Source organism: Methylobacterium sp. E-066 (genome assembly GCF_022829635.1).
Taxonomy (GTDB): Bacteria; Pseudomonadota; Alphaproteobacteria; order Rhizobiales; family Beijerinckiaceae; genus Methylobacterium.
Genome location: NZ_JAKSYO010000031.1, coordinates 17,769 through 39,698 on the forward strand (window position 1 = coordinate 17,769; position 21,930 = coordinate 39,698).

Annotated in this window: 21 protein-coding genes and 1 riboswitch; of the genes, 12 read left to right on the plus strand and 9 right to left on the minus strand. The window is 70.3% G+C overall.

The window, feature by feature from the left end; all coding sequences use genetic code 11:
* The 7 genes from MKL20_RS01865 (at position 1) to crcB (ending at position 6,323) form a co-directional block, all read left to right on the plus strand.
* Positions 1-465, plus strand: a complete 465-nt coding sequence (locus MKL20_RS01865; RefSeq protein ID WP_244035244.1) for a DUF4381 family protein — start codon at positions 1-3, stop codon at positions 463-465.
* On the plus strand, positions 462-1,490 hold the full coding sequence (locus tag MKL20_RS01870; protein WP_244035245.1) for a VWA domain-containing protein: 1,029 nt from the start codon (positions 462-464) through the stop codon (positions 1,488-1,490). Before MKL20_RS01865 ends, MKL20_RS01870 begins: the two co-directional genes overlap by 4 nt.
* 160 nt (positions 1,491-1,650) lie before the next feature.
* Positions 1,651-2,580 (plus strand): VWA domain-containing protein, encoded by a 930-nt coding sequence (locus MKL20_RS01875; protein WP_244035246.1) that lies wholly within the window; start codon positions 1,651-1,653, stop codon positions 2,578-2,580.
* Complete coding sequence (locus tag MKL20_RS01880; protein WP_244035247.1) at positions 2,580-3,515, plus strand: tetratricopeptide repeat protein; 936 nt, start codon at positions 2,580-2,582, stop codon at positions 3,513-3,515. The genes MKL20_RS01875 and MKL20_RS01880 overlap by 1 nt, the downstream gene beginning before the upstream one ends.
* A gap of 467 nt (positions 3,516-3,982) precedes the next feature.
* Positions 3,983-5,092: a hypothetical protein gene (locus tag MKL20_RS01885; RefSeq protein WP_409568095.1), complete on the plus strand. Its 1,110-nt coding sequence runs from the start codon at positions 3,983-3,985 to the stop codon at positions 5,090-5,092.
* A gap of 159 nt (positions 5,093-5,251) precedes the next feature.
* The gene (locus MKL20_RS01890; RefSeq protein ID WP_244035248.1) at positions 5,252-5,761 is read left to right on the plus strand and encodes a hypothetical protein; all 510 of its coding nucleotides are present in this window, start codon (positions 5,252-5,254) and stop codon (positions 5,759-5,761) included.
* A gap of 48 nt (positions 5,762-5,809) precedes the next feature.
* A riboswitch (Fluoride riboswitch) is annotated at positions 5,810-5,880 on the plus strand.
* Between the two features lie 65 nt (positions 5,881-5,945).
* A complete protein-coding gene (gene crcB / locus MKL20_RS01895; protein ID WP_244035249.1) occupies positions 5,946-6,323 on the plus strand; it encodes a fluoride efflux transporter CrcB in 378 nt (125 codons plus the stop codon).
* A gap of 119 nt (positions 6,324-6,442) precedes the next feature.
* Here the strand turns inward: crcB and MKL20_RS01900 are convergent, their stop codons facing one another.
* Positions 6,443-7,273: a pyruvate, water dikinase regulatory protein gene (locus tag MKL20_RS01900; protein WP_058190745.1), complete on the minus strand. Its 831-nt coding sequence runs from the start codon at positions 7,271-7,273 to the stop codon at positions 6,443-6,445.
* Between the two features lie 455 nt (positions 7,274-7,728).
* Between MKL20_RS01900 and MKL20_RS01905 the strand changes: the two genes are divergently transcribed.
* From MKL20_RS01905 to MKL20_RS01915, 3 genes are all read left to right on the plus strand, one after another.
* Positions 7,729-8,886: a uroporphyrinogen decarboxylase gene (locus tag MKL20_RS01905; RefSeq protein ID WP_409568096.1), complete on the plus strand. Its 1,158-nt coding sequence runs from the start codon at positions 7,729-7,731 to the stop codon at positions 8,884-8,886.
* Between the two features lie 3 nt (positions 8,887-8,889).
* Positions 8,890-9,321: a protoporphyrinogen oxidase HemJ gene (hemJ, locus tag MKL20_RS01910; protein WP_243969277.1), complete on the plus strand. Its 432-nt coding sequence runs from the start codon at positions 8,890-8,892 to the stop codon at positions 9,319-9,321.
* An 83-nt stretch (positions 9,322-9,404) separates the two neighbouring features.
* A complete protein-coding gene (locus tag MKL20_RS01915; RefSeq protein WP_244035250.1) occupies positions 9,405-9,749 on the plus strand; it encodes a lysozyme inhibitor LprI family protein in 345 nt (114 codons plus the stop codon).
* 19 nt (positions 9,750-9,768) lie between these two features.
* Here MKL20_RS01915 and MKL20_RS01920 read toward each other — a convergent pair whose 3' ends face one another.
* The 6 genes from MKL20_RS01920 to MKL20_RS01945 all read right to left on the minus strand — a co-directional run bounded on the left by MKL20_RS01920 (position 9,769) and on the right by MKL20_RS01945 (position 15,290).
* Positions 9,769-10,176, minus strand: coding sequence for a type II toxin-antitoxin system HigA family antitoxin (locus tag MKL20_RS01920; RefSeq protein ID WP_244035251.1), 408 nt, complete (start codon positions 10,174-10,176; stop codon positions 9,769-9,771).
* 4 nt (positions 10,177-10,180) lie between these two features.
* On the minus strand, positions 10,181-10,468 hold the full coding sequence (locus MKL20_RS01925; RefSeq protein WP_244035252.1) for a type II toxin-antitoxin system HigB family toxin: 288 nt from the start codon (positions 10,466-10,468) through the stop codon (positions 10,181-10,183).
* Positions 10,469-10,621: 153 nt separating this feature from the next.
* A complete protein-coding gene (gene hisG / locus MKL20_RS01930) occupies positions 10,622-11,614 on the minus strand; it encodes an ATP phosphoribosyltransferase (protein WP_244035253.1) in 993 nt (330 codons plus the stop codon).
* On the minus strand, positions 11,611-12,753 hold the full coding sequence (locus tag MKL20_RS01935) for an ATP phosphoribosyltransferase regulatory subunit (protein ID WP_244035254.1): 1,143 nt from the start codon (positions 12,751-12,753) through the stop codon (positions 11,611-11,613). Before MKL20_RS01935 ends, hisG begins: the two co-directional genes overlap by 4 nt.
* Positions 12,754-12,923: 170 nt before the next feature.
* Positions 12,924-14,474: a histidine--tRNA ligase gene (gene hisS, locus MKL20_RS01940; RefSeq protein ID WP_244035255.1), complete on the minus strand. Its 1,551-nt coding sequence runs from the start codon at positions 14,472-14,474 to the stop codon at positions 12,924-12,926.
* A 312-nt stretch (positions 14,475-14,786) separates the two neighbouring features.
* Entirely contained in the window at positions 14,787-15,290 is a 504-nt protein-coding gene (locus MKL20_RS01945) for a DUF3429 domain-containing protein (protein ID WP_244035256.1), read from the minus strand.
* Between the two features lie 770 nt (positions 15,291-16,060).
* Here MKL20_RS01945 and rho point away from each other — a divergent pair.
* Positions 16,061-17,428, plus strand: coding sequence for a transcription termination factor Rho (gene rho, locus MKL20_RS01950; protein ID WP_243969292.1), 1,368 nt, complete (start codon positions 16,061-16,063; stop codon positions 17,426-17,428).
* Between the two features lie 137 nt (positions 17,429-17,565).
* On the opposite strand, the gene zwf is transcribed toward rho, so the two are convergent.
* Positions 17,566-19,092 (minus strand): glucose-6-phosphate dehydrogenase, encoded by a 1,527-nt coding sequence (zwf, locus tag MKL20_RS01955; protein ID WP_244035257.1) that lies wholly within the window; start codon positions 19,090-19,092, stop codon positions 17,566-17,568.
* A 114-nt stretch (positions 19,093-19,206) separates the two neighbouring features.
* On the opposite strand from zwf, the gene dmeF reads away from it, so the two are divergent.
* Entirely contained in the window at positions 19,207-20,154 is a 948-nt protein-coding gene (gene dmeF, locus MKL20_RS01960; RefSeq protein ID WP_244035258.1) for a CDF family Co(II)/Ni(II) efflux transporter DmeF, read from the plus strand.
* Between the two features lie 150 nt (positions 20,155-20,304).
* On the opposite strand, the gene MKL20_RS01965 is transcribed toward dmeF, so the two are convergent.
* Positions 20,305-21,798 carry an efflux transporter outer membrane subunit gene (locus tag MKL20_RS01965; RefSeq protein ID WP_244035259.1) on the minus strand — a complete coding sequence of 498 codons (1,494 nt, stop codon included), beginning with the start codon at positions 21,796-21,798 and terminating at the stop codon, positions 20,305-20,307.
* Positions 21,799-21,930: the final 132 nt, after the last annotated feature.

Here is a 21,930-nt window from a genome sequence, read left to right on the forward strand (position 1 = left end):
ATGAATCCCGTCGCGATCGCCCCGTCCCTCGATCAGCTCCGTGGCCTCCACCTGCCCGGGGGCGCCGCCGGGGCGGTGCAGGGCGAGATCGTCGCGGCGGCCGCTTTGGGCTTCCTCGCCGCCCTGCTGGTCGGGCTCGTTCGCTATCTGCGCGGCCGGGCCCGGGCGAGCCTGCGCCGGGCGGCGCTGGCCGAGCTCGCCGGCACCCGCGCCCTTGATCCGGAGTCCCGGCTCGTGGCCCAGGCCCGCCTGCTGCGCCGCCTCGCCCGGACGCTCGCGGGGGACGAAGCCGCCCGGGAAACCGGCGCGGCCTGGGCCACACGCCTCGACGCGCTCCTGGCCACCGACTTCTTCACGCGAGGGTCCGGCCGGGTCCTGGCCGACGGGCTCTACCGGCGCCAGACGCCCGACCTCGACGGGCTCGACGCCGAGCTGGGCCGCCTGATCGGACGGTTGCGGCCATGAGCGGCCTCCTCCCCGCCTGGCTCGCCGCGCAGCTCTCGGCCTTCGATTTCGCGGTGCCCTGGATCATGCTGGCCTTGCCGCTGCCGCTGCTCGCCGCGCGCCTGCTCCCGGCCGAGCCGGAGGGGGGCAGCGGCGCCCTGCTGGTGCCCGGGACCCTGGTCGGCACGGCGCGCTCCGGCGCCGACCTCGCCGCACGGGGCCGCCGCCGCGCCGCCCTGGTCTGGATCCTGTGGGCGGCCCTGGTGATCGCGCTCGCCGGCCCGCGCTTGGTGATGCCGGCCGCCGCGCTCCCCGCCTCCGGCCGGGAGATCATGATCGCCATGGACCTGTCCGGCTCGATGGAGCGGCGGGATTTCGCGCTGGACGGCGAGACCGTGAACCGCCTCACCGCGGTCAAGCGCGTCGGCACCGACTTCATCCGGCGCCGGGCCGGGGACCGGATCGGCCTGGTGATCTTCGCCGACCAGGCCTACGTGGCCGCGGCCCCGAGCTTCGACACCGCCGCGGTCGCCCGCGCCCTCGACGAGGCGACCATCGGCATCAGCGGCCGCTCCACCGGCATCGGCGACGGGCTCGGGCTCGCCCTGCGCCGGCTCGATCCGAAGGACCCCGCGACGAACGGCGACGGCGCGGCCGCGCCCTCGGCGAAGGCGGTGATCCTGCTCTCGGACGGCGCCAACAATGCCGGCCAGACCGCCCCCAAGGACGTGGCCGCCCTGGCCAAGGAACTGGGCATCAAGATCTACACGATCGCGCTCGGCCCCCGCGACATGGCCGATGCTGACGGCGAGCAGGACGTGGTCGACACCGAGACCCTGCGCGACATGGCCCAGGCCAGCGGCGGCGAGGCGTTCCGCGTCCGCACCACCGACGACCTCGTCCGGGTCGCCGACGCCATCGACCGGCTGGAAGGCGGTCGCGCCCTCGCCCCACCGCTGCCGCTGCGCCGGGATTTTTGGCCTTGGCCCGCCGCCTTAGCGCTCGCCGCCGCCGCGGCGTTGCTGGCGACCCGGAGGGGGGTATGAGGCATCCGAACACCACCTCCCCAACCCACGCCCTCATCCTGAGGTGCCGCGTCAGCGGCCTCGAAGGAGCGCTCCAGCCGGCCGCGCGATCCCTGGAGGCCTCCTTCGAGGCTGCTGCGCAGCACCTCAGGATGAGGATGCGGGCGGGAGGACAGCCCGCATGAGCGCCCTCGACGCCTTCGCGTTCCTGCGCCCCTGGTGGTTCCTGGCGATCCCGGTCGTGGCCCTGCTGGCGCTCCGCGCCGCCTGGCGGGCGGCGCCGCTGGGCGATTGGGGGCGGGCGGTCGATCCGGCGCTGATGGCCCATCTCGCCCGCGCCGGCGCCGTGCTCGGCGGAAAACGGCAGGCGAACCGGGCCGCCGCCCTGGCGGCCGGGGCGATTGCCCTCGCCCTCACCGGGCCGGCGGTGGAGCGCCAGGATACCGCGACCTTCCGCAACCTCGACGAGACCGTGATCGTCCTGGACCTCTCCCGCTCGGTCACGGAGGGCGGCAACCTCCAGGGTGTCCGGCAGGCCGCCGCCGCGATCGCCGAGGCCGCCGGCACCCGGGCCGTGTCGCTCGTCGTCTATGCCGGCGACGCCTACCTCGCCGCCTCGCCGACAACCGACCGGGACAGCTTCGGCACCACCCTGTTCGCCCTCGACGCCGACACCGTGCCGGATCGCGGCAGCCATCCCGAGCGCGGGTTGGCGCTGGCCCGCCGCACCCTGGCGGAGGCCGACGTGGTCGCGGCCGACGTGGTGCTGATCACCGACGGCGACGGCATCGGCGCGGCGGCCGACCGGGAGGCCCGGGCTCTGGCCGATCGCGGATGGCGCCTCCAGGCCCTGTTCGTCCCGGCCGACAAGCCCCTGCCGCCCGGCGCCCCGAAACCCGACCGGGCCGGCCTGGATGCGCTCGTGCGCGCCGGCGGCGGTCGGGTCGCCGACATTGCCGAACCTGGCCCAGTGCTCGACGCCGTCGGGGCCGGGACCGCCCAGCATCTCGTGGCCGGCGGCTACGGCGTGCTGGCCTACGCGGATCTCGGGCGCTGGCTGCTGCTGCTCGCGGCCCTGCCGGCCCTGGCCCTGTTCCGCAGGAGCGCGTGATGGAGCGGTTTTTTCCCAAGACCGACCTCCCCAAGACCGGCCTCGCCTTTCCGATCCGCGCTGGCCTGCCTGCCGGCTGGCGACGGTTCGCGCGGATGGCCGGGCTGGCGCTCGCCGGCCTCGGCCTCGTGGCTTTGCTCGCCGTCTCGCAGCCCCGCACCGGGTTCGGTCGCCTGCTGATGGCCCTCGGCCTGCCCGGGCTCGCCGCCGACCTGATCGTCGATCCCGCCTGGCGCGCCGCCGCCCTGTACGAGGCCGGCCGCTACGGCGAGGCGATCGCGCTGTTCCGCACCGGCGGAAAGCGGGCGCGCTACAATCTCGGCAACGCCCTGGCGCGGGCGGGCGACCTCGACGGGGCCCTCGCCGCCTACGACGAGGCCTTGCGCTTCGACCCGCGCGACGCCGACGCGCAGGCCAACCGCTCCCTGGTCGCCCGGATGCAGGCCGAGGTGATCGACCGCGGCCCCGGCGGTGGCATCGCCAACGGCACCGCGCAGTATGGCGCCCGCTACAACAACACCGCCAACCAGGACCAGAACAACGACATCAACGCCGCCTCCAGCGGCGAGGGCCTGGCCGGCAACAAGGAATCCAACGCCAGCGCCTCGCTGCCCGGCAACAGCAAGGTCGCCCGCCGGGGCAAGGCCGAGCAGCAATCGATCGATGCCGGCAAGGGCCAGGCCCGGGGCTCGGCCGGCGACGCGGCCGGGCGGGGACGCACCGGAGGGGGTTCGGCCATGGTCGCGGAGGCGCCCGAGCGCGAGGTCCGCCGGGTGACGAAGAGCTTCGAGGCCCACGAGATCCGCCCCGACCGGCTCTGGCTCCAGACCCTGCCGGACGATCCGGGCCGCTTCCTCAAGCTGCGCCTGCGCGCCGAGCAGACCCGCCGGGTCGAAGCCGGCACCGCCATCCCGGCCGGGAGCAACCCGTGGTGATTGTTTTTGGGATTTTGGCGCGCGTCTTTGCAGGCCCGACGCGCGTCCTCCCTCCCCCCTCTGCGGGGGAGGGTACCCTGCGCAGCAGGGAGGGAGAGGGGCGGCGCGACGTTTTCGGATACGGCGCTTCTCTCCGTCGCAACCACCGGACTCATGCGTCTCTGGATGCGGCGCGGGTCCCCTCTCCCGTGCGGGAGAGGGACAGGGTGAGGGGTGCGACCTCTTCGGAAGACCCTGGTCCCTCACCCCAACCCTCTCCCGCACGGGAGAGGGGGCCTGTCGCAGCCGACGTAACGCGATGCGGGAGCACTGGAACCCGTAGCCGGAGGCGACAGAGCTGGCTCCTGGCCCTCGCGCTCCTCGCCCCGCTCCCGGCCCAAGCCGAGATCGAGCCCGGCGACCTCAGCCTCACGGTCACCGCCGAGTTCAACGGCAACAGCGCGCCCTTCGCCCGCGAGATGGTGCTGTTGAAGATCCGGGGGGTCTACAAGCAGCCGATCCTGCTGGAGGAGGTCGTCCAGCCCTCGCTCGCCAACTTCTCCTGGACGCAGCTCGGCCGGGACCATTGGAGCCGGACCAAGCTCCCGGACGGCCAGAGCGCCATCGCGTTCGACCGCACCGTGGCGGTGTTCCCGCACCATGCGGGCGACTTCGTCATCGAGCCCTTCACCCACAAGCTCACGGTCAACGATGTCGGCGAGCGGCGGGTGGTCGAGGTGCGCTCGAAGCCGATCCCGTTTCCGGTGGCGGCCTGGACCGCCCCCGGCGGCGGTCCGGACGTCAAGGAGCCGTGGTGGCTGCCGGCCGGCGACGTGGCGGTCACCGATTCCTGGAGCCCGGATCCCGAGACCGTGAAGCTCGGCGAGACCACAAGGCGGATCGTCACCCTGGAGGTCCAAGGCATGGTCGCCGAGGGCCTGCCGCCTCGGCCGGTGATGCGCACCCGCGGCATCCTCACCTTCGCCGGCCCGGTCACCCGCGAGACCCTGCTGACGCCCTCGGGGCCGGTCGCCCGGGCGACCTACCAGTGGGACGTGAAGCCCGGCGTGCCCGAGGTGATCCCCCTCGATGCCATCGCGATCCCGTGGTTCGACACCAACACCCGCACCATGCGGGAGGCCGAGATCCCGGCCCGCCAGATCGGCGGCGGCCTGCCCGACCGGGAGGGCGACCGGGCGCCGCCGCCCATCCCGTCGCCGGTGGTGGCCGCCGCCGCGGCGCTCGCCGCCTTCGGCCTCGGCCTGGCGCTGATCGGTTACGGCACGGGCCGTCCGCGCCTGCGCCTCTCCGCCGCCACCCGCCGGGCCCTGAACCGGGCCGCCCGCGCGGGTGATCCGGCCGAGTTCCGCGCCGCTCTGGAGACGGCTCGCCGGGAAGCGCCGGCGCTCGCCCGGATCTGGCAGGCGCAGCCCGAACTCGCGGCGCCGCTTGCCGCCCTCGACCGGGCGGTGTTCGGAACCGCGGGCGCCGCCGCCCCGGACCTGCCTGCGCTCGCCCGCGCCCTGTCGCGGCCCGAATTTTCAGCGACCACTCCCGGGCCGGACCGCCTGGCTCCCCTCGACGGGCCGGCGACCTGAAATCACTGCACAGGACTTGAGCACGTACTATTCCTGTGCAACGGCTCAAGTTCTCATCAGGCATCAATATTTTGCACGGTCTTGCGTCACCTGATTTCGCTTCGAAGTCTTCGATTCCTGAACAACGAAGCCTCATAACGAACATCAGGGAGGAACGCCGTGACCCGCACCAACGACATCAAGGACCGGTTCCGCGCGCGGCTGCAGGATGCCGATGCCCGCAGCAACGATTTCCGCAGGAAGCTGCTGGAGGAGGGCAGCCGCGCCCTCGAGCCGGTGGTCGACGTCCTGAACCTGATGGCCGAGGTCCTCAACGAGGAGGACAACGTTCACGGCAGCATCACCGGCCTCGAGGCCAAGATCGACCAGGACAACTTCATCAGCCTGTGCGCCAAGCTGCGCGGGACCGACACCGAGCAGAAGATCAAGATCAAGTACGGCCCCGAGCTCGGCGGCAGCAACTACATCTCGGTCTCGGGCCTGAACCAGCGCTACAACGAGCGCCTGGTCCCGGGCGCGGCCGGCGCCGCCCTCGGCCGCAGCGTCGGCAGCGACATCCACCTGGACGAGAACCGCGGCACCGAGCTGGCCGAGGTGGTCCGCGAGGTCGTCGAGGATTTCTACGCCGCCCAGATCGAGCAGCGCAGCCACTTCGCCGCCGTCCAGTAACGCGGGCGCCGACCCGGATTTCCCTCGGACCCATCCTGCGCTAGATCTGCTCGGGATGGGGATGGAGCTCCCCGATAACCGCCTGGCGTTCATGCCGGGCTGATGGCTCCTACCGCACGGGCGCTCCGGTCGTCCGCGGTGGGGCCCTGTGCCGACGCCGCCCGACCGAACAGGAAGGGCAGGCATGGTCAACACCCTCATCGTCATCCTCGGCGCCGGGCTCGGCGGCGGGGTCCGCCACGGCATCAACGTCGCTGTGGCCCGGCTGCTGCCGGGCTTCGGGTTTCCCCTCGCGACCCTGGTGATCAACGTGCTCGGCTCGTTCCTCATGGGCGTGCTGGCCGAGGGCTTCGCCTTGCGCGGCGCGGCCGGCCACCCGGCGCGGCTGTTCCTGACCACCGGGATCCTGGGCGGCTTCACCACCTTCTCGACCTTCTCGCTCGACGCGATCAGCCTGTACGAGCGCGGCGAGCCGGCCCTGGCCGTCCTCTACGTGGGCGTCTCGGTGGCGGGCGGCCTGCTCGGCCTCATCGCCGGCATGGCCCTGATCCGCGCGCTCTGAAAAAGTCCTGGTTTCACAAGGTCCGAGACCTTGTGCGGGTCCAGGGCAGAGCCCTGGAGTCATGGGGCTCCGCCCCAATCCCCGCCAAAGGGCTTGCCCTTTGGGATCCCGGACCTGTCTCAGTCCGCGATGAACTTCAGGCGGTGGTCGCGGTAGAGGTCGACGATCGCCGCGGCGGTCTCCTCGATCGAGCGGCGGGTCACGTCGATGGTCGGCCAGCGGTTCTTCGTGAACAGCCGGCGCGACATGGTGATCTCGTCGGCCACCGCCGAGCGGTCGACATACATCGAGGATTCGTCGGCGTTGAGGCTCGACAGCCGGTTCTGCCGGATCTGCACGATCCGCTCCGGCGAGGCGAACAGGCCGACCACCAGGGGCTTGCGCGCCCGCTCGATCGCCGGCGGCAGCGGCATGCCCGGCACCAGCGGCAGGTTCGTGGTCTTGAGCCCGCGATTGGCGAGATAGATCGAGGTCGGCGTCTTCGAGGTCCGGCTGACCCCGAGCAGGATCACGTCGGCATCCTCCAGGTCCTCGGGCAGGTTGCCGTCGTCGTGGGCCAGCGTGAAGTTCATCGCGTCGATGCGCTTGAAATACTCCGCGTTGAGCATGTGCTGGGCGCCCGGCCGGGCCGTGGTCTCGGCGCCGAGATAGGCGCGCAGCAGGTCGTGGACCGGCCGCAGCACCGACAGGCAGGGCGAGCCGGTCTCCCGGGCGACCTCTTCGAGCCGCTCGCCGAGGTCGCCGCCCACCAGGGTGTAGAGCACCAGGCCCGGGGCCGCCCGGATCTCCGAGATCACCCGGTCGAGCTGCGCCGCCGAGCGGACCAGCGGATAGACGTGCTCGATCGCCGAGACGCCCTCGTACTGCGCGGCCGCCGCCCGGCCGACATTGATCAGCGTCTCGCCGGTGGAGTCGGAGACGAGGTGGAGGTGGAAGTAGCTGCGGCCCATCCGGTCTCCTTCGCCTCGGGCAATCGGGTTATCCACCGCCGGCCGCCAGGGGAGTTGATGAGTGTGGATAGGATGCGGCTTCGGGCAGGTCCAGGGCGCAGGGGCTGCGCTTTATCGACTCCGCCATTCACAGGTCCGCCATAAGGGCACGCGGAATCCGGGCGCCTGGGAGAATCCGGGACGCAACAGGGGTGCGTACCGGACTCGGCGTTCGCAAGCCGCTGTTGGACTTGGCCGTTCTCGCAATATGGAGCGAATCCTTTAAAGCCTCGTTAACGGCGCGGCGGCGGGGACGGCCTGTGGACCCGCTTGCACCACCGTGTTGAGGCCCTCCAATAGAAAAAACAGAGTCTCAGAATCTCTCTTTTCTTTTCGAGAGGGGCCTGTGTGGGGATCCGGCGCGCCTCGACTCGACAGGGCGGCCGCCGACAGGCATGCCGGGTGACGGATACGGGATGGGAGCGACGATGACGGGGACGGAGCGCATGTCCGAAGGCCAGTCCGAGCGGACGGTGCTGCGCGTCCTCGACGGCGAGGCGATCGGACCGCCCCCCGCCTGGATGATGCGCCAGGCCGGCCGCTACCTGCCCGAATACCGGGCGAGCCGGGCCGAGGCCGGTTCCTTCCTCGACCTCTGCTACAACCCGGACTTCGCCGTCGAGGTGACGTTGCAGCCGATCCGCCGCTTCGGCTTCGACGCGGCGATCCTGTTCTCGGACATCCTGGTCGTCCCCCATGCGCTGGGCCAGGACGTGCGCTTCGTCGAGGGCGAGGGGCCCCGTCTCGATCCCCTGGACGGCCGCGACGCCTTCGGGCGGCTGCGCGAGGCCGGCGATCCGGCGATCTTTTCGCACCTGGCTCCGGTCTTCGAGACGGTGAAGCGGCTGCGTGCCGAACTGCCCAATGAGACCACCCTGCTGGGCTTCTGCGGCGCGCCCTGGACGGTGGCGAGCTACATGATCGGCGGCCGCGGCACCCCGGACCTCGCCCCGGCCCGGGCGCTCGCCGAGGGCGACACCGCGTTGGTCGACAGCCTGATCGACCGCCTCGTCACGGTGCAGACCGCGTATCTCGTCCGCCAGCTCGAAGCCGGCGCCGACGCGGTGCAGATCTTCGAATCCCATGCCGGCACCCTGCCGCGCGCCGTGCCCGCGTCCGGGGATGTCGTCGAGCCGGTCGGCGACGTGACCGAGAGCGCCCTGCCGGACGATGCAGCGACGGACGCCCTGACCCGCTGGTCGCTCCGCCCGATCGCCCGGATGATCGCAGGCGTCCGGGAAAAGGTGCCGGGCGCAAAAATCATCGTGTTCGCCCGAGGCTCGGGCCTCGACGGCCATGCCCGGGTGGTGCCCGAGACCGGAGCTGACGCCGTCGGCGTCGACTGGGCCGTGGACCTGAAGGCCCTGCGCGGACACGTGCCGGCCACCACGGTGACCCAGGGCAACCTGCATCCCGACACGCTGATCGCCGGCGGCGACGCCCTCGACGCCGCGGTTGACACCGTGCTGGAGGCGACCGCGGGCCTGCCGCATATCTTCAACCTCGGCCACGGCATCACCCCGCAGACGCCGGTCGCCCATGTCGAGCGCATGCTCGCGCGGCTGCGCAGGTAGGCCGTGCTCTACGATTGGCTCAAGGCCGGGCACGTCATCAGCTTGATCGCCTGGATGGCGGGCATGCTCTACCTGCCGCGGCTGTTCGTCTACCACGCGAGCCTGCCGCCGGGCTCGGAGGCCCAATCGGCGACCTTCAAGGTGATGGAGCGCCGCCTGCTCAAGGCGATCATGAACCCCGCCCTGATCGCCACCTGGGCGTTCGGGCTGGTGCTGGCCTGGATGAGCGGCTTCTACGCGAGCCCCTGGCTCCAGGCGAAGTTCGTGCTGGTGCTGGCCATGTCGGGCATCCACGGCTGGCTCGCCCGGATGGTCAAGGATTTCGCTGCCGACCGGAACACCCGCGGGCACAAGTTCTACCGGGTGCTGAACGAGGTGCCGACGCTCTTGCTGATCGGCATCGTCATCCTGGCGGTGGTCAAACCGGGCCTCTGATCCCGGGATCCTATGATCCGACTGCGATTCACCACGCCGATGGCCCCGCCGGAGCCTTTCGCCGGCCGGGCCGTTGGGGGGTCATGACCAAGGTTTCCGCGCTCCTTCTGCCGCTGGCTCTGCTCACCGCCGCCCCCGCCCGGGCCGCGAGCTTCGCCTGCGACAAGGCCGAGACCCCCGACGAGAAGGCGATCTGCGCCCACCTCCCCCTCAACGACATGGATGTCGAGATGGCGACCCGCTTCGCCATCCTGAAGGATGTCCTGCCGATGGGCGGCCAGACCAAGCTGCGCGACGACCAGGAGACCTGGCTCAAGGAGCGCCACGCCTGTGGCGCCGAAATCGCCTGCCTGCGCGGCCTCTACGAGACCCGGCTGAAGGTGCTGCGCGGCGTGCTGTCGGAATTCGCCAAGCAGGGGCCGCAGTGACGGTTCTCCTGGAAACGCATCACAACCCGAGAAACACTGCAGCCGGGAAGGCGAAGCGCTCGCTCAGCGCCTTGGCTTGGCGGAGATTGATCTGCCGCTTCCCGCTCAGGATCTCGGAGAGCACGGATTGGGTGCCCACCTCCGGCAAATCGCCCTGGCTGAGACCCCGCTCATCCATGATGGCGCGGAGCGCCGCCGCGCCCGTGACCTGCGATATGGGTCGATGGGCCTCGTCATAGGCTTCGATCAAGTCGCCCATCCGAGACGCCAGGAGCGCCAGAGGATGATCCTCATCCTCGCCGACGAGGGCCAGGATCTGATCCATCGCCTGAACCAGCCGATCGTAATCCTTCTGGTTGGTCGGCATGGTGAGCAACGGCGCGACATGGGGCCAATGCTCGACAGCTTCCTTGACGAGGGGACGCATCGTCTTACGCCTTCCATCTGCCCGTGTCGTATTCGGCGTGATCCATGATCGCTTGGATATAAACTTTCTTGAACTTGTATTGTACCACGGAGATAAGCCGTATTTTATTGCCGCCGATGTCGAACACATGAAAACGGCCGACCTTGTCGGTTGCCGGAAACAGCGCTTTCATGCCGGCGAAGTCGCTCGGCTCGGATACCTTCATCAACCTGTACCAGGCGTCGAGAGCGCTCGCGGCTTGCGGCCACCGCTTCTTCGCCGCCCAGATCCGGGCCTGGGTGATGATGTGCATGAGGCAGCATCGCGCGAGACTCCACCGCGATTGTAGGGACACGCAGCACGTATCGCAATATGCGATATCACCCGCCCATCACGCCACGAGCGGCCGCATCACCGCATCGGCTTGGCTGACCGCGAGGCACGTTTGCGAAACCTGCTGGGCGTCTCAAAGCCGCGCCAGCAGCCGCTCCGCCAACAAGTTCTCGGCCGCGAAGGCATAGTCGACCCGTCGGACCGTGACGGCCCGGGCGCCGGCCTCGACCAGGGCGCCGGCGAGCTCGAACACGACGCCCTCGGGGCAGCGCATCACGATCTCGCCGTCGCTTCCCCGCGGGGCGCCGTAGGGCAATTCGGCCTCGTGCAGGCCCGCGATCGTGGCGAGGTCGATGGTGCCGCTCTCCGGCAGGGCCGCCCGGACCTCCCGGGTGGTGCGGGCGCGCTCCTCGGCGGCGATCCGGCCGAGCACGGTGCGCAAAGCCGCCCGCTGGCTCTCGCCCCAGGGGGCCTTCAGCGAGGCGACCAGGTTGGCCTCGGAGCGCAGGATGATGCCGTCGTCCAGCACCTTCAGGGCGTTGGCGCTGAGCGTCGCCCCCGTGGTGGTGATGTCGACCACGATCTCGGCCGAGCCCGCCGCCGGCGCACCCTCGGTGGCGCCCAGGCTTTCGACGATGCGGTAATCGGCGACGCCCTTCTCGGCGAAGAACCGGCGGGTCAGGTTCACGTATTTCGTCGCCACCCGCAGGCGGCGACCGTGGCGGGTGCGCATCAGCGCCGCGACCTCGTCGAGGTCGGCCATCGCCCGCACGTCGATCCAGGCCTGGGGCACCGCCACCACCACGGTGGCGTTGCCGAAGCCGAGCGGGGTCAAGAGCTCCACCTGGCCGCGTACGTCCGGCAGGGTCTCGCGGATCAGGTCCTCGCCGGTCACCCCGAGATGGGCGGCGCCGGAGGCGAGCTGCGCGGCGATCTCCGAGGCCGAGAGGTAGCGGACCTCGACCCCCGGCACGCCGACGAGCTTGCCGCGATAGTCGCGGGCGCCGGCGCCCTGGGCGAGCCGCAGGCCGGCCCGGCCGAAGAACGCGCTGGCATTCTCCTGGAGGCGTCCCTTGGACGGGACGGCGAGGATCAACGGCATGGCGCCCGAGTCCGAAGAAGTCATCGGCCGGCTCCCGCCACGCGCTCGACCCAGAAGGTGCAGCCCACCGCGGGCAGGGGCGCCGGGCTGCCGAGATGCCCGAGCAGGCCGTCGTAGCGGCCGCCGCCGACCAGCATCGGGCCGTCGCCCTCGTTCACCTCGAAGATGAAGCCGGTGTAGTAGTCGAGGTTGCGGGCGAAGCCGCCCTGGAAGCGGAAGCGGTCGATCGGCAGACCCCGGGCCGCGATGAAGCCGGTGCGCTCCTCGAACAGGTCGAGGGCGGCCGAGAGGGCGTCGTGGCGCAGGCCCGCCTCGGCCACCAGCCCCCGCAGGTCGCGGGCCGCGGCGTCGGGATGGCCGGTGATCGCCCGGTAGCGGTCGAGCACGGCGCGGTTCTCGGCGTTGAGCCCCGCCCCGCCATTGGCCTGCGCGGCCGCCTTGCCGAGGAAGCGCTCGGCGATCTCGCCGGCGCTGCGGCCGCCCACCGCCGAGATGCCGGCGATGGCGAGCACATCCTCCACGAAGGCGCGCACGCCCCGCGGGTCCTGGCCCTGGATCGCGGCCAGCAACCCGGCATGCGGATCCTCGGGGCGCGCGCCCTCGCCGCCATTGGTGACCTCGTCGAGGGAGCGCCCGGCCGCGAGCGCCCGCAGGGTCCGGCGCTTGGCCGCGGGCGGCACCGCCAGCCCGTCGAGGAGCGCTACGGTCAGGCCCATATCGCCGAGCCGCACCGCCGGGTCGGTCCGGCCGAACAGGGCGAGACCCTCGAGCGCCAGCCCCAGTACCTCGGCATCGGCGGCCGGCGTGTCGGTGCGGCCGATCGATTCGATGCCGGCCTGGAAGAACTCGTCGGGCTCGTCGGCGGCGAGCCGGAAGACCGGACCGCAATAGCTGTAATCGGCCGCCTGGCCGTCGGCCTGGGCCCGGTGCAGGCGGCAGACGGGAATGGTGAATTCCGGCCGCAGGCACAGCTCGGCCCCGGCCGCGTCCTGGGTGACGAAGATCCGCCGGCGGATATCCTCGCCGGACAATTCCAGGAACGGCTCCACCGGCTGCAGCACCGGGGGCGTCACCGGCCGGTAGCCGGCCGCACTCAGATGCGCGAGCAGCCGCGCCCGCGCCGCGTCCCCCGCCCCCGTCTCGCCGGCCTCCGGTCGTGTCATCGCATATCCCTCGCGGGCGCTCTCTAGCAATCGCGGCAGCGCTTGGCGACACGCGAACATCATGAGATCCCAAAGGGCTCAGCCCTTTGGCGGGGTATCGGGGCAGAGCCCCGATGGACCAGGGCTCTGCCCTGGACCCGCAAAAGGTCGAAGACCTTTTGAAACCGGGACTAGCTTGTGGTGGCCGGGAAGTGGCGGGCCAGGACGGCGCGGACCTGGGCGACCATGTCGGCCTCCGGGCAGGACACTTGCGCCGGGCGCGCGGCCTTCCACTCAGCGTTGCTGCCGATGGATTCGGCGGCGCGGGCGCCCTCGATCAGGTCCTTGATCTGGATCTCGCCGGCCAGGCGCTCGTTCGAGCCCTGGATGATCGCCACCGGGGCGCGGCGGCGGTCGGCATATTTCATCTGCGCCTTCATGCCGGCGGCGCCGAGATAGAGCTCGGCCCGGATCCCGTCGGCCCGCAGCAGGGCGACCAGCCGCTGGTAATCGGCCATGTTCTCGCGGTCGAGGACCAGCACCACCACCGGGCCGGGGGTCTCGGTGCCGGCGAGCAACGGGCTCTTCACCAGCTGGAGCGCCGAGAACAGCCGCGAGACGCCGATGGAGAAGCCCGTGGCCGGCACCGGCTCGGCCCGGAACCGCCCGACCAGGCCGTCGTAGCGCCCGCCGCCGGCCACCGAGCCGAAGCGCACGGTCTGGCCGTCCTCGTTGGTCACCGGAAACGTCAGCTCGGCCTCGTAGACCGGGCCGGTATAGTATTCGAGCCCGCGCACCACGCTCGGATCGGCCCGTATCACGTCGTGGCCGTAGCCGGCCGCTGCGCAGAGCCGCATGATCGCGTGCAACTCGGCGATGCCCTCGCGGCCGGTCTCGGACTCGCCCACCGCCTCGTGCCAGCCGGCGAAGAACTTTTCCCAGAACGCCATCCGGTCGGCGCCGTCCCCGGCATCGGCCTGGAACGACACGTAGGCCAGGATCCGCGACACCGCAGTGGCGTCGAGGCCGGCGCCCTTGGTGAAGTCGCCGCTCTCGTCCTTGCGGCCGGGGCCGAGCAGGTCGCGCACGCCGTCGACGCCCAGGCGGTCGAGCTTGTCGATCGCCCGCAGGACGGTCAGCCGCTGGCCGGCCTTGTCGGGACCGGCGAGGCCGATCGCCTCCATGACCCCGTCGAGCACCTTGCGGTTGTTGACCTTGACCACGTACCGGCCGCCGAGCCCGAGCCGGTCGAGGGTGTCGGCCATCAGCATGCAGGTCTCGGCATCGGCCGCGACGCTGCCGGCGCCGACGATGTCGGCATCGAACTGCATGAACTGGCGGAACCGGCCCGGCCCCGGCTTCTCGTTGCGGAACACGTAGCCGGCCCGGTAGCTGCGATAGGGCTTGGGCAGGGCGTCGTAATTCTCGGCCACGAACCGGGCCAGCGGCGCGGTGAGGTCGTAGCGTAAGGAGAGCCAGGCCTCGTCATCGTCCTGGAACGAGAACACGCCGGCGTTCGGGCGGTCGAGGTCGGGCAGGAACTTGCCGAGCGCCTCGGTGTATTCGACGAACGGGGTCTCCAGGGCCTCGAAGCCGTAGAGCTCGAAGCTCTTGCGGATCGTCTCCAGCATCCGCCCCTGGGCGGCGATCTCGTCGGCGCGGCGGTCGACGAAGCCGCGGGGCAGGCGGGGTTTCAGGATTTCGGCCCGGCTTTCGGCCTTCTCGGTTTCGGGCTTGGACATGTGAGCGCGTTCGCTTCTCGCGGACCCGTCGCCCGGATCCGGTGTGAGTCGTCTCCGGCACGGCGGAGATCCTGGGCCGGGCTCTAGAGCATGACGGGCGAAAGGGGAATTCGGTTTCCCGCGGGCTTGCTTGGCCGGGCCGTCGCTGCAGATGCAATGACGCGGCGCAGCTGCCAACCTTACGGATATCCTACCCTCTCCCCTCATCCTGAGGTGCGGCGAAGTCGCCTCGAAGGGGGCCTCCGCTTCGCTGCGTCGCCTCAAGATGAGGGGGGGAGGGTGGGAGGACGCGTCAAACCGTCGGACAAGCCATCAATACGGCGCCGTCAGCTTGAGCCAGAGCAGCACCGCCAAGCTCACCACGGCGATCGGCATCTGCAGCGGACGCAGGCGGGCATGGGCCAGCGGCACCTCGCCGGCCCGTGCCGCGATCGGATCCAGGATCCCGATGGCCGCGTAGCCGATGATCAGCATGGTCAGGGCGGGCACTGCCTTGCCCATCACCGCCGAGAACAGGCTGAACAGCCCGAGCCCGTACAGGATCAGCATCGTGACGATCTGGGAGAGCCGCGGCCCGCTCTCGGTGCGGAAGCTGACGCCCCGGTGGACGCCGGCCAGGAACAGCAGGATCGAGGCGGCGTAGAGCAGGGTGAACAGGGCCACGAGATAATCGAGGGGCTGCCCGTTCAGCCACCAGGCCGCGGCGGCGCCGACGGCGATCGGCACCATCGGGCCGAAGCCGAACACGATGTCGAGCCACGGGATCCGACGCGGCTCGTGCGCGGTGATGGTGCGTCCGGTGGCGTCGTCGCGCATGTCTGTGGGGCCGGGCTCTCGGGTGAAAAGTTTGCTGCGCTGCAGCGCCGGGACGGGGAACGGCTCCGTGAGAACACAGTTCCGCGCACAGCGCTTTAGCGCCGCGCAAGCGAAATCGCGAGATCAGGCGTGTGCGGGGGTGTTCAACGGATCGTGACAGGTGTCTCGCGGGCTGCCGTGGCTTTGATGAAGAGCGCTTCGCCCGATCTTCGGAGGCGGGGTTTTTGCATCCTGGAAATCGCCCCCCGAACTCTCGCTCAGCCGACACGGTGAAAGCTGCCAAATAAACCACTGTGTCATTCCGGGACCGCGAAGCGGAACCCGGAATCCATAACCACTGCCGGTTCAAAGCTTTGCACTGTCGACGGCTCTGGCTTCCGGGCTCGCCTGCGGCGCCCCGGAATGACGAAGCGGATGTTTAGAGGATCGTGCAAATCCCGAACCCGCGGGATCGCCATTCGCATATGCGATCGCCTGATCCCGCGACGATGCAGGCCCATCGTCACCGATCCCGCGCCGCCCCGGGCGCCCCCGATCCATCAGCCCCTTGAGTGCGGTGGAAAAACGCGTTATTTCTTGTGGGCCCTCTTCACAAGGTCAGCGCCGCAGCGCGCCCGTGAGCCACGAGGGTCCTGCCGAAAACGGTCCAGCCAAGACGATCTTTCGGGCCCCTCGCTGTTCCAGCGCGGCCCGCTCTCCGGCGCCCGTCCCCCGGGTTGCTTGGCGCAGAACCGGCCCTCCCACCTTCTCCGTCGGTTGCAAGACACCCCATGACGCCACATCCCGACGCCTTCGCCGATCCCCTGGCCGATCCCGAGACCGCGGATCCGGCCGACGCCCCGGCGACCGGTACCGTCGCCGCCCTCGAGGGCGTGCGCGAGGTCAAGCTGTTCGATCTCAAGGCCAAGACGCCGACCGACCTGACCGCTTTCGCCGAGGAGGTCGAGGTCGAGAACGCCTCGACCATGCGCAAGCAGGAGCTGATGTTCGCGATCCTGAAGCAGCTCGCTGCCAAGGAGGTCGAGATCATCGGCGCCGGCACCGTCGAGGTGCTGCAGGACGGCTTCGGCTTCCTGCGCTCGAACGACTCGAACTACCTGCCGGGCCCGGACGACATCTACATCTCGCCGACCCAGATCCGGCGCTTCGGCCTGCGCACCGGCGACACCGTCGAGGGCCCGATCCGCGGCCCCAAGGACGGCGAGCGCTACTTCGCGCTGCTGAAGGTCAACACGATCAATTTCGAGAATCCCGAAAAGATCAAGCACAAGGTCCATTTCGACAACCTGACGCCGCTGTTCCCGACCCAGCGCTTCAAGCTCGAACTGGACAACCCGCCCAAGAAGGATTTCAGCCCCCGGATCATCGACATCGTCGCCCCGATCGGCAAGGGCCAGCGCGCCCTGATCGTGGCGCCGCCGCGCACCGGCAAGACCGTGCTGATGCAGAACATCGCGCAGTCGATCACCATCAACCACCCGGAATGCTACCTCATCGTGCTGCTCATCGACGAGCGCCCCGAGGAGGTCACCGACATGATCCGCTCGGTGAAGGGCGAGGTCATCGCCTCGACCTTCGACGAGCCGGCCACCCGCCACGTGCAGGTCGCCGAAATGGTGATCGAGAAGGCCAAGCGCCTGGTGGAGCACGGCCGCGACGTCGTCATCCTGCTCGACTCGATCACTAGGCTCGGCCGCGCCTACAACACCGTGGTGCCGTCCTCCGGCAAGGTGCTGACCGGCGGTGTCGACGCCAACGCCCTGCAGCGGCCCAAGCGCTTCTTCGGCGCCGCCCGCAACATCGAGGAGGGCGGCTCGCTCTCGATCATCGCCACCGCGCTCATCGATACCGGCTCGCGCATGGACGAGGTGATCTTCGAGGAGTTCAAGGGCACCGGCAACTCCGAGATCATCCTGGACCGCAAGGTCTCGGACAAGCGCATCTTCCCGGCGATCGACATCACCCGCTCCGGCACCCGCAAGGAGGAGCTGCTGGTCCCGCCGGACGCCCTCAAGAAGACCTACGTGCTGCGCCGCATCCTCAACCCGATGGGCGTCACCGACGCGATCGAGTTCCTCATGGACAAGCTCCGGCAGACCAAGAGCAACAGCGACTTCTTCGACTCGATGAACACCTGATCGGGTCAGGTCCTGGATCCACGAGGTCCGAGACCTGTCTCAAGGGCTCCGCCCCTGAACCCCGCCAAAGGGCTGGGTCGACGACCTTTTGAATACAGGATTCCGAAGGATCGATGCCGAGCCCCGGGGCGCTGGCTTCAATCCGTCTTGCCGTCGAGGCCCAGCCAGTGGCGGCCGTCCCGGGCCAGGAGGTCGTCGGCTTCCTTCGGCCCGGTGCTGCCGGCCGGATAGAGTTTCACGTCTGCCTGCGGCCAGCCCTTGAGCAGGGGATCGACCGCGGCCCAGCCGGCCTCGATGTTGTCGGCCCGCTGGAACAGGGTCGCGTCGCCGATCATGCAATCGTACAGCAGGGTCTCGTAGCCGACATTCGGCTGATCAGCGAAAAAGTCCTTGTAGCGGAACGCCGCGCTCACCCGGCCGATCTTCATCTCCGGGCCCGGGACCTTCACGTTGAACTCGGTGCTGACCCCGTGGTCCGGGTCGATCATGATCCGCATCACGGTCGGGCCGAGATCGGCGTTGGGCGTGTCCTCGAACATCTTGAACGGGGCCGGCTTGAACAGCACGGCGATCTCGGTGCGCCGCCCGGTCATGCGCTTGCCGGTGCGGACGTAGAACGGCACGCCGGCCCAGCGCCAGTTCTCGATGTTGAGCTTGAGGGCGATGTAGGTCTCGGTGACCGAGTCCTTGGCGACGTGCGGCTCGTCGCGGTAGCTCGGCACGTCGCGCCCCTCCGACGTGCCGGCCGTGTACTGGCCGCGCACCGCGTCCTCCGGCGGGATCGGCCGGACGGCCTCGGCGAGCTTGGCCTTCTCCGAGCGGACCGCTTCGGCGTCGAAGGAGTTCGGCGGCTCCATGGCGACCATGCAGAGCAGCTGGAACATGTGGTTCGGCACCATGTCCCGCAGCGCCCCGGTCGGCTCGTAGAAGCCGCCGCGCTCCTCGACCCCCACGGTCTCGGCCGCGGTGATCTGGACGCTGTCGATGTATTCTCGCCGCCAGACCGGCTCCAGCAGGCCGTTGGCGAAGCGGAAGGCCATGATCGACTGGACCGTCTCCTTCCCGAGGAAGTGGTCGATCCGGTAGAACTGGCTCTCGTCGCCCTGCTTCAGGATCCGGGCGTTGAGCTCCCGGGCGGAGGCGAGGTCGGAGCCGAACGGTTTTTCGATCACCACCCGGCGGAAATCGCCGTTCTCCTGCTTGAGCAGCCCGGCCTGGCCGAGCCCATCGACGATCGTGCCGAAGAACCGGGCCGCCACCGCACAGTAGAACACCGCGCAGCCGCTGACCTTCTCTTTGACCGCGGTGAAGGTCTCGGGCTTCTCGAAATCGCCCTTCAGGTAGTGGAGCCGGTCGCGGATGAAGCCCCAGCTCTTCGGATCGATATGGTCGGCGTGGAATTCCGAGGTCGGGTCCTTGCTGAACGCCTCCATGGTCTTGGTGAGGCTGTCCCGCAGGGACTCGTCGGTGCCGTCGGAATGATCGACGCCCAGGATCGAAAAGCCCTCCGGCAGGAGCCCGGCCCCCGCGAGGTTGTAGAGCGAGGGCATCAGCAGGCGCTTGGTCAGGTCGCCGCCGGCCCCGAAGATCACCAGCGTGCAGGGCGGCGCCGGCTTGGTGCCGCTGGCCGCGTCGTCCTTGAGGGCTATCGTCTGCTCGGCCATTCCTGGCTCCCATCCGGCTGCGGTGCAGCAAATCGGCGTGACAACCCGTCGTAGCAATGCCCGTTCCGGCTGTCCGTCTCTATGCTGCGCCGAGCTTATGATGGGGCGATTCGCATGCACAGCCATTCCCTCGAACCCTGGAGCCACGGCCACGTCTTCCTGGGAGATCGGCACGATCGCCACGCGCGCCGGACCTGGGCCGTGGTGGCGCTGACGGCCGTCACGATGGTCGTCGAGATCGCCGGTGGCACGTGGTTCGGGTCGATGGCCCTGGTGGCCGATGGCTGGCACATGTCGACCCATGCGGCGGCGCTCGGTATCGCGGCCATGGCCTACCGCTTCGCCCGGCGGCACGCGGAGGATCCGCGCTTCAGCTTCGGCACCGGCAAGTTCGGGGATCTAGCGGCCTTCGCCAGCGCGATCATTCTGGGCCTGATCGCCCTGCTGATCGGCGCCGAGAGCCTCGACCGGCTGCTCCACCCGGCGCCGATCGGTTTCGGGCAGGCGATCCCGATCGCGGTCCTGGGGCTGGCTGTGAACCTCGCCAGCGTCTGGCTCCTGCACGACGACCATGGCCCTCACGGCCACGCGCATGGCGGACACGGGGGCCACGGCCATGGCGGTCACGACACCAATTTCCGCGCCGCCTACATCCACGTGCTGGCCGACGCGCTGACCTCGGTCCTGGCGATCGCCGCCCTGCTCGGCGGCCTGTATCTCGGCCTCCCCTGGCTCGACCCGGCCATGGGCGTGGTCGGCACGGTGGTGATCCTGGCCTGGTCCTGGAGCCTCCTGCGCACGGCCGGCCTCGTGCTCCTCGACGCCCGGCCGTCACCGGCCGCCACCGCGGAGATCCGCGCCCGCCTGGAGACGGACGGCGACCGGGTGAGCGATCTGCATCTCTGGCAGGTCGGGCCGGGTCATCGGGCCGCCGTGATCGCCCTGGTCAGCGACCACCCGCAACCGCCGGCGCACTACAAGGCCCGGCTCGCCGGGCTGCGGGGCCTGAGCCACGTCACGATCGAAGTGCAGCCCTGCCCAGAGCATACGGAGCGTGCCTGATCCGGGATCCCAAAGGGCTCAGCCCTTTGGCGGGGGTCGGGGCAAGATCTCCAGGACTCGGCCCCCGATGCATCGGGCCAAGCCCGACACCAGGGCTCTGCCCTGGATCCGCAAAAGGTCCCGGACCTTTTGAAACCAGGATCGTGCGCGCTACTCGTCCACGCGGACGGCTTGGCCGCCCCGGTCGATCGGCAGGGTCGGGCCTTTCAGTTCGGCATCGCTCGGCAGGGAGCGCACGTCCCAGCCGCCGCCGAGCGCCCGGATCAGCGTGACCGCCGCGGTGAAGCGGTTGAGCCGGACCTGGAGGGCGTTGATCTCGTTGCTCACGAGCAGGCCCTGCGCGGTCACCACCGTGGTGAAGTTCTGCGTGCCGGCCCGATACTCGTTCAGCGTGATCTCCACGGCCTTGCGGGACGATTCGACGGCGGCGTCCTGGGCGCCCTGCTGCAGGCCCAGGATGCGCAGGGCCGCCATCTGGTTCTCGACCTCCGCCAGGGCGGCGAGCACCACCTGCCGGTAATTGGCCACCGCGGCGTCGTAGCCGGCTTCAGCCGAGCGCACGGCCGCCGTGCGGGCGCCGCCGTCGAACAGGACCTCGGTTCCCGCCGCCGTCGTCGACCAGACCTGGTTGGCGGCCGAGAACAGGCCGTTGCGGGTCAGCCCGGAGACGCCCCCCTGGGCCGAGATCGTCACCGAGGGGTAGAAGGCCGCCACGGCGACGCCGATCCGCTCGCTCTGCCCCTGCACCAGCCGCTCGGCCTGGGCCACGTCCGGCCGCCGTTCGAGCAGGTCCGACGGAATCCCGACCGGCACGGGCGGCGGGTTGCGGCCGATGCCGGCCACCGGGATCGAGACCTCCGAGGGCGGGCGCCCGATCAGGGTGGCGATGGCGTTGACGTACTGAACCCGGGTCAGCCGGATCGCGATGGCCTGGGCCTCGATGGTCTGGACCTGGGTCTGGGCGGTGATCACGTCGGAGCGGGCCGCCACCCCGGCCGCGTACTGGTTCTCGGTGATGCCGAGCGTCTTCTTGAAGTTCGCGACGTTCTCGTCGAGCACCTTCTGAAGGGCGTCGGCGTAGCGCACGGTCAGGTAATCGGCGGCGATTTCGGCCTGGATGGTCAGGCGGGTCGCAGCGATCGTGGCGGCGTCGGCCTGGGCCAGCGCCGCCTCGCTCTCGATGTTCCGGCGGGTGCCGCCGAACAGGTCGAGCTCCCAGCTCGCCTGGCCGAGCAGCGAGGCGCTGGTGCGCACGGTGCTGCCGCTGCCGGTCCGGGTGATGCTCGGGGCGCCGACCACCGTCGGGTACAGGGCGGCCTGGGCCGAGGCGACGAGCGCCCGGGCCTGCCGGTAATTCGCCACCGCCTGCCGCAGGGACTGGTTGTCGACATCGACCAGGCGGATCAGGCGGTCGAGGGTCGGGTCCTTGAACACCCGCCACCAGTCGCCGCGCTCCACCGCATCGTTGGGTCGGGCCTCACGCCAGCCCTTTTTGCGCGCCGCCACGACGGCCGGGCTGTCCTCGCGCTGGCCGCCCTCTCGGTAGGCGAGCGGCGTCTCGACGGAGGGCCGGGTGTAGTCGGGGCCGACGACGCAGCCGGCTAGAGCCGGGGTGAGGGAGAGGAGGAGAAAGGCGCGACCCAACCCTTGGGCACCTCTCCCTCCCCCCTCTGCGGGGGAGGGTGGGCCGGCCGTCAGGCCGGGTCGGGAGAGGGGAGCGACGGTGCCGGAGAGGTCGCGACGGGAGCCGAAACCCGCTCCGTCGCGCTGCCCCTC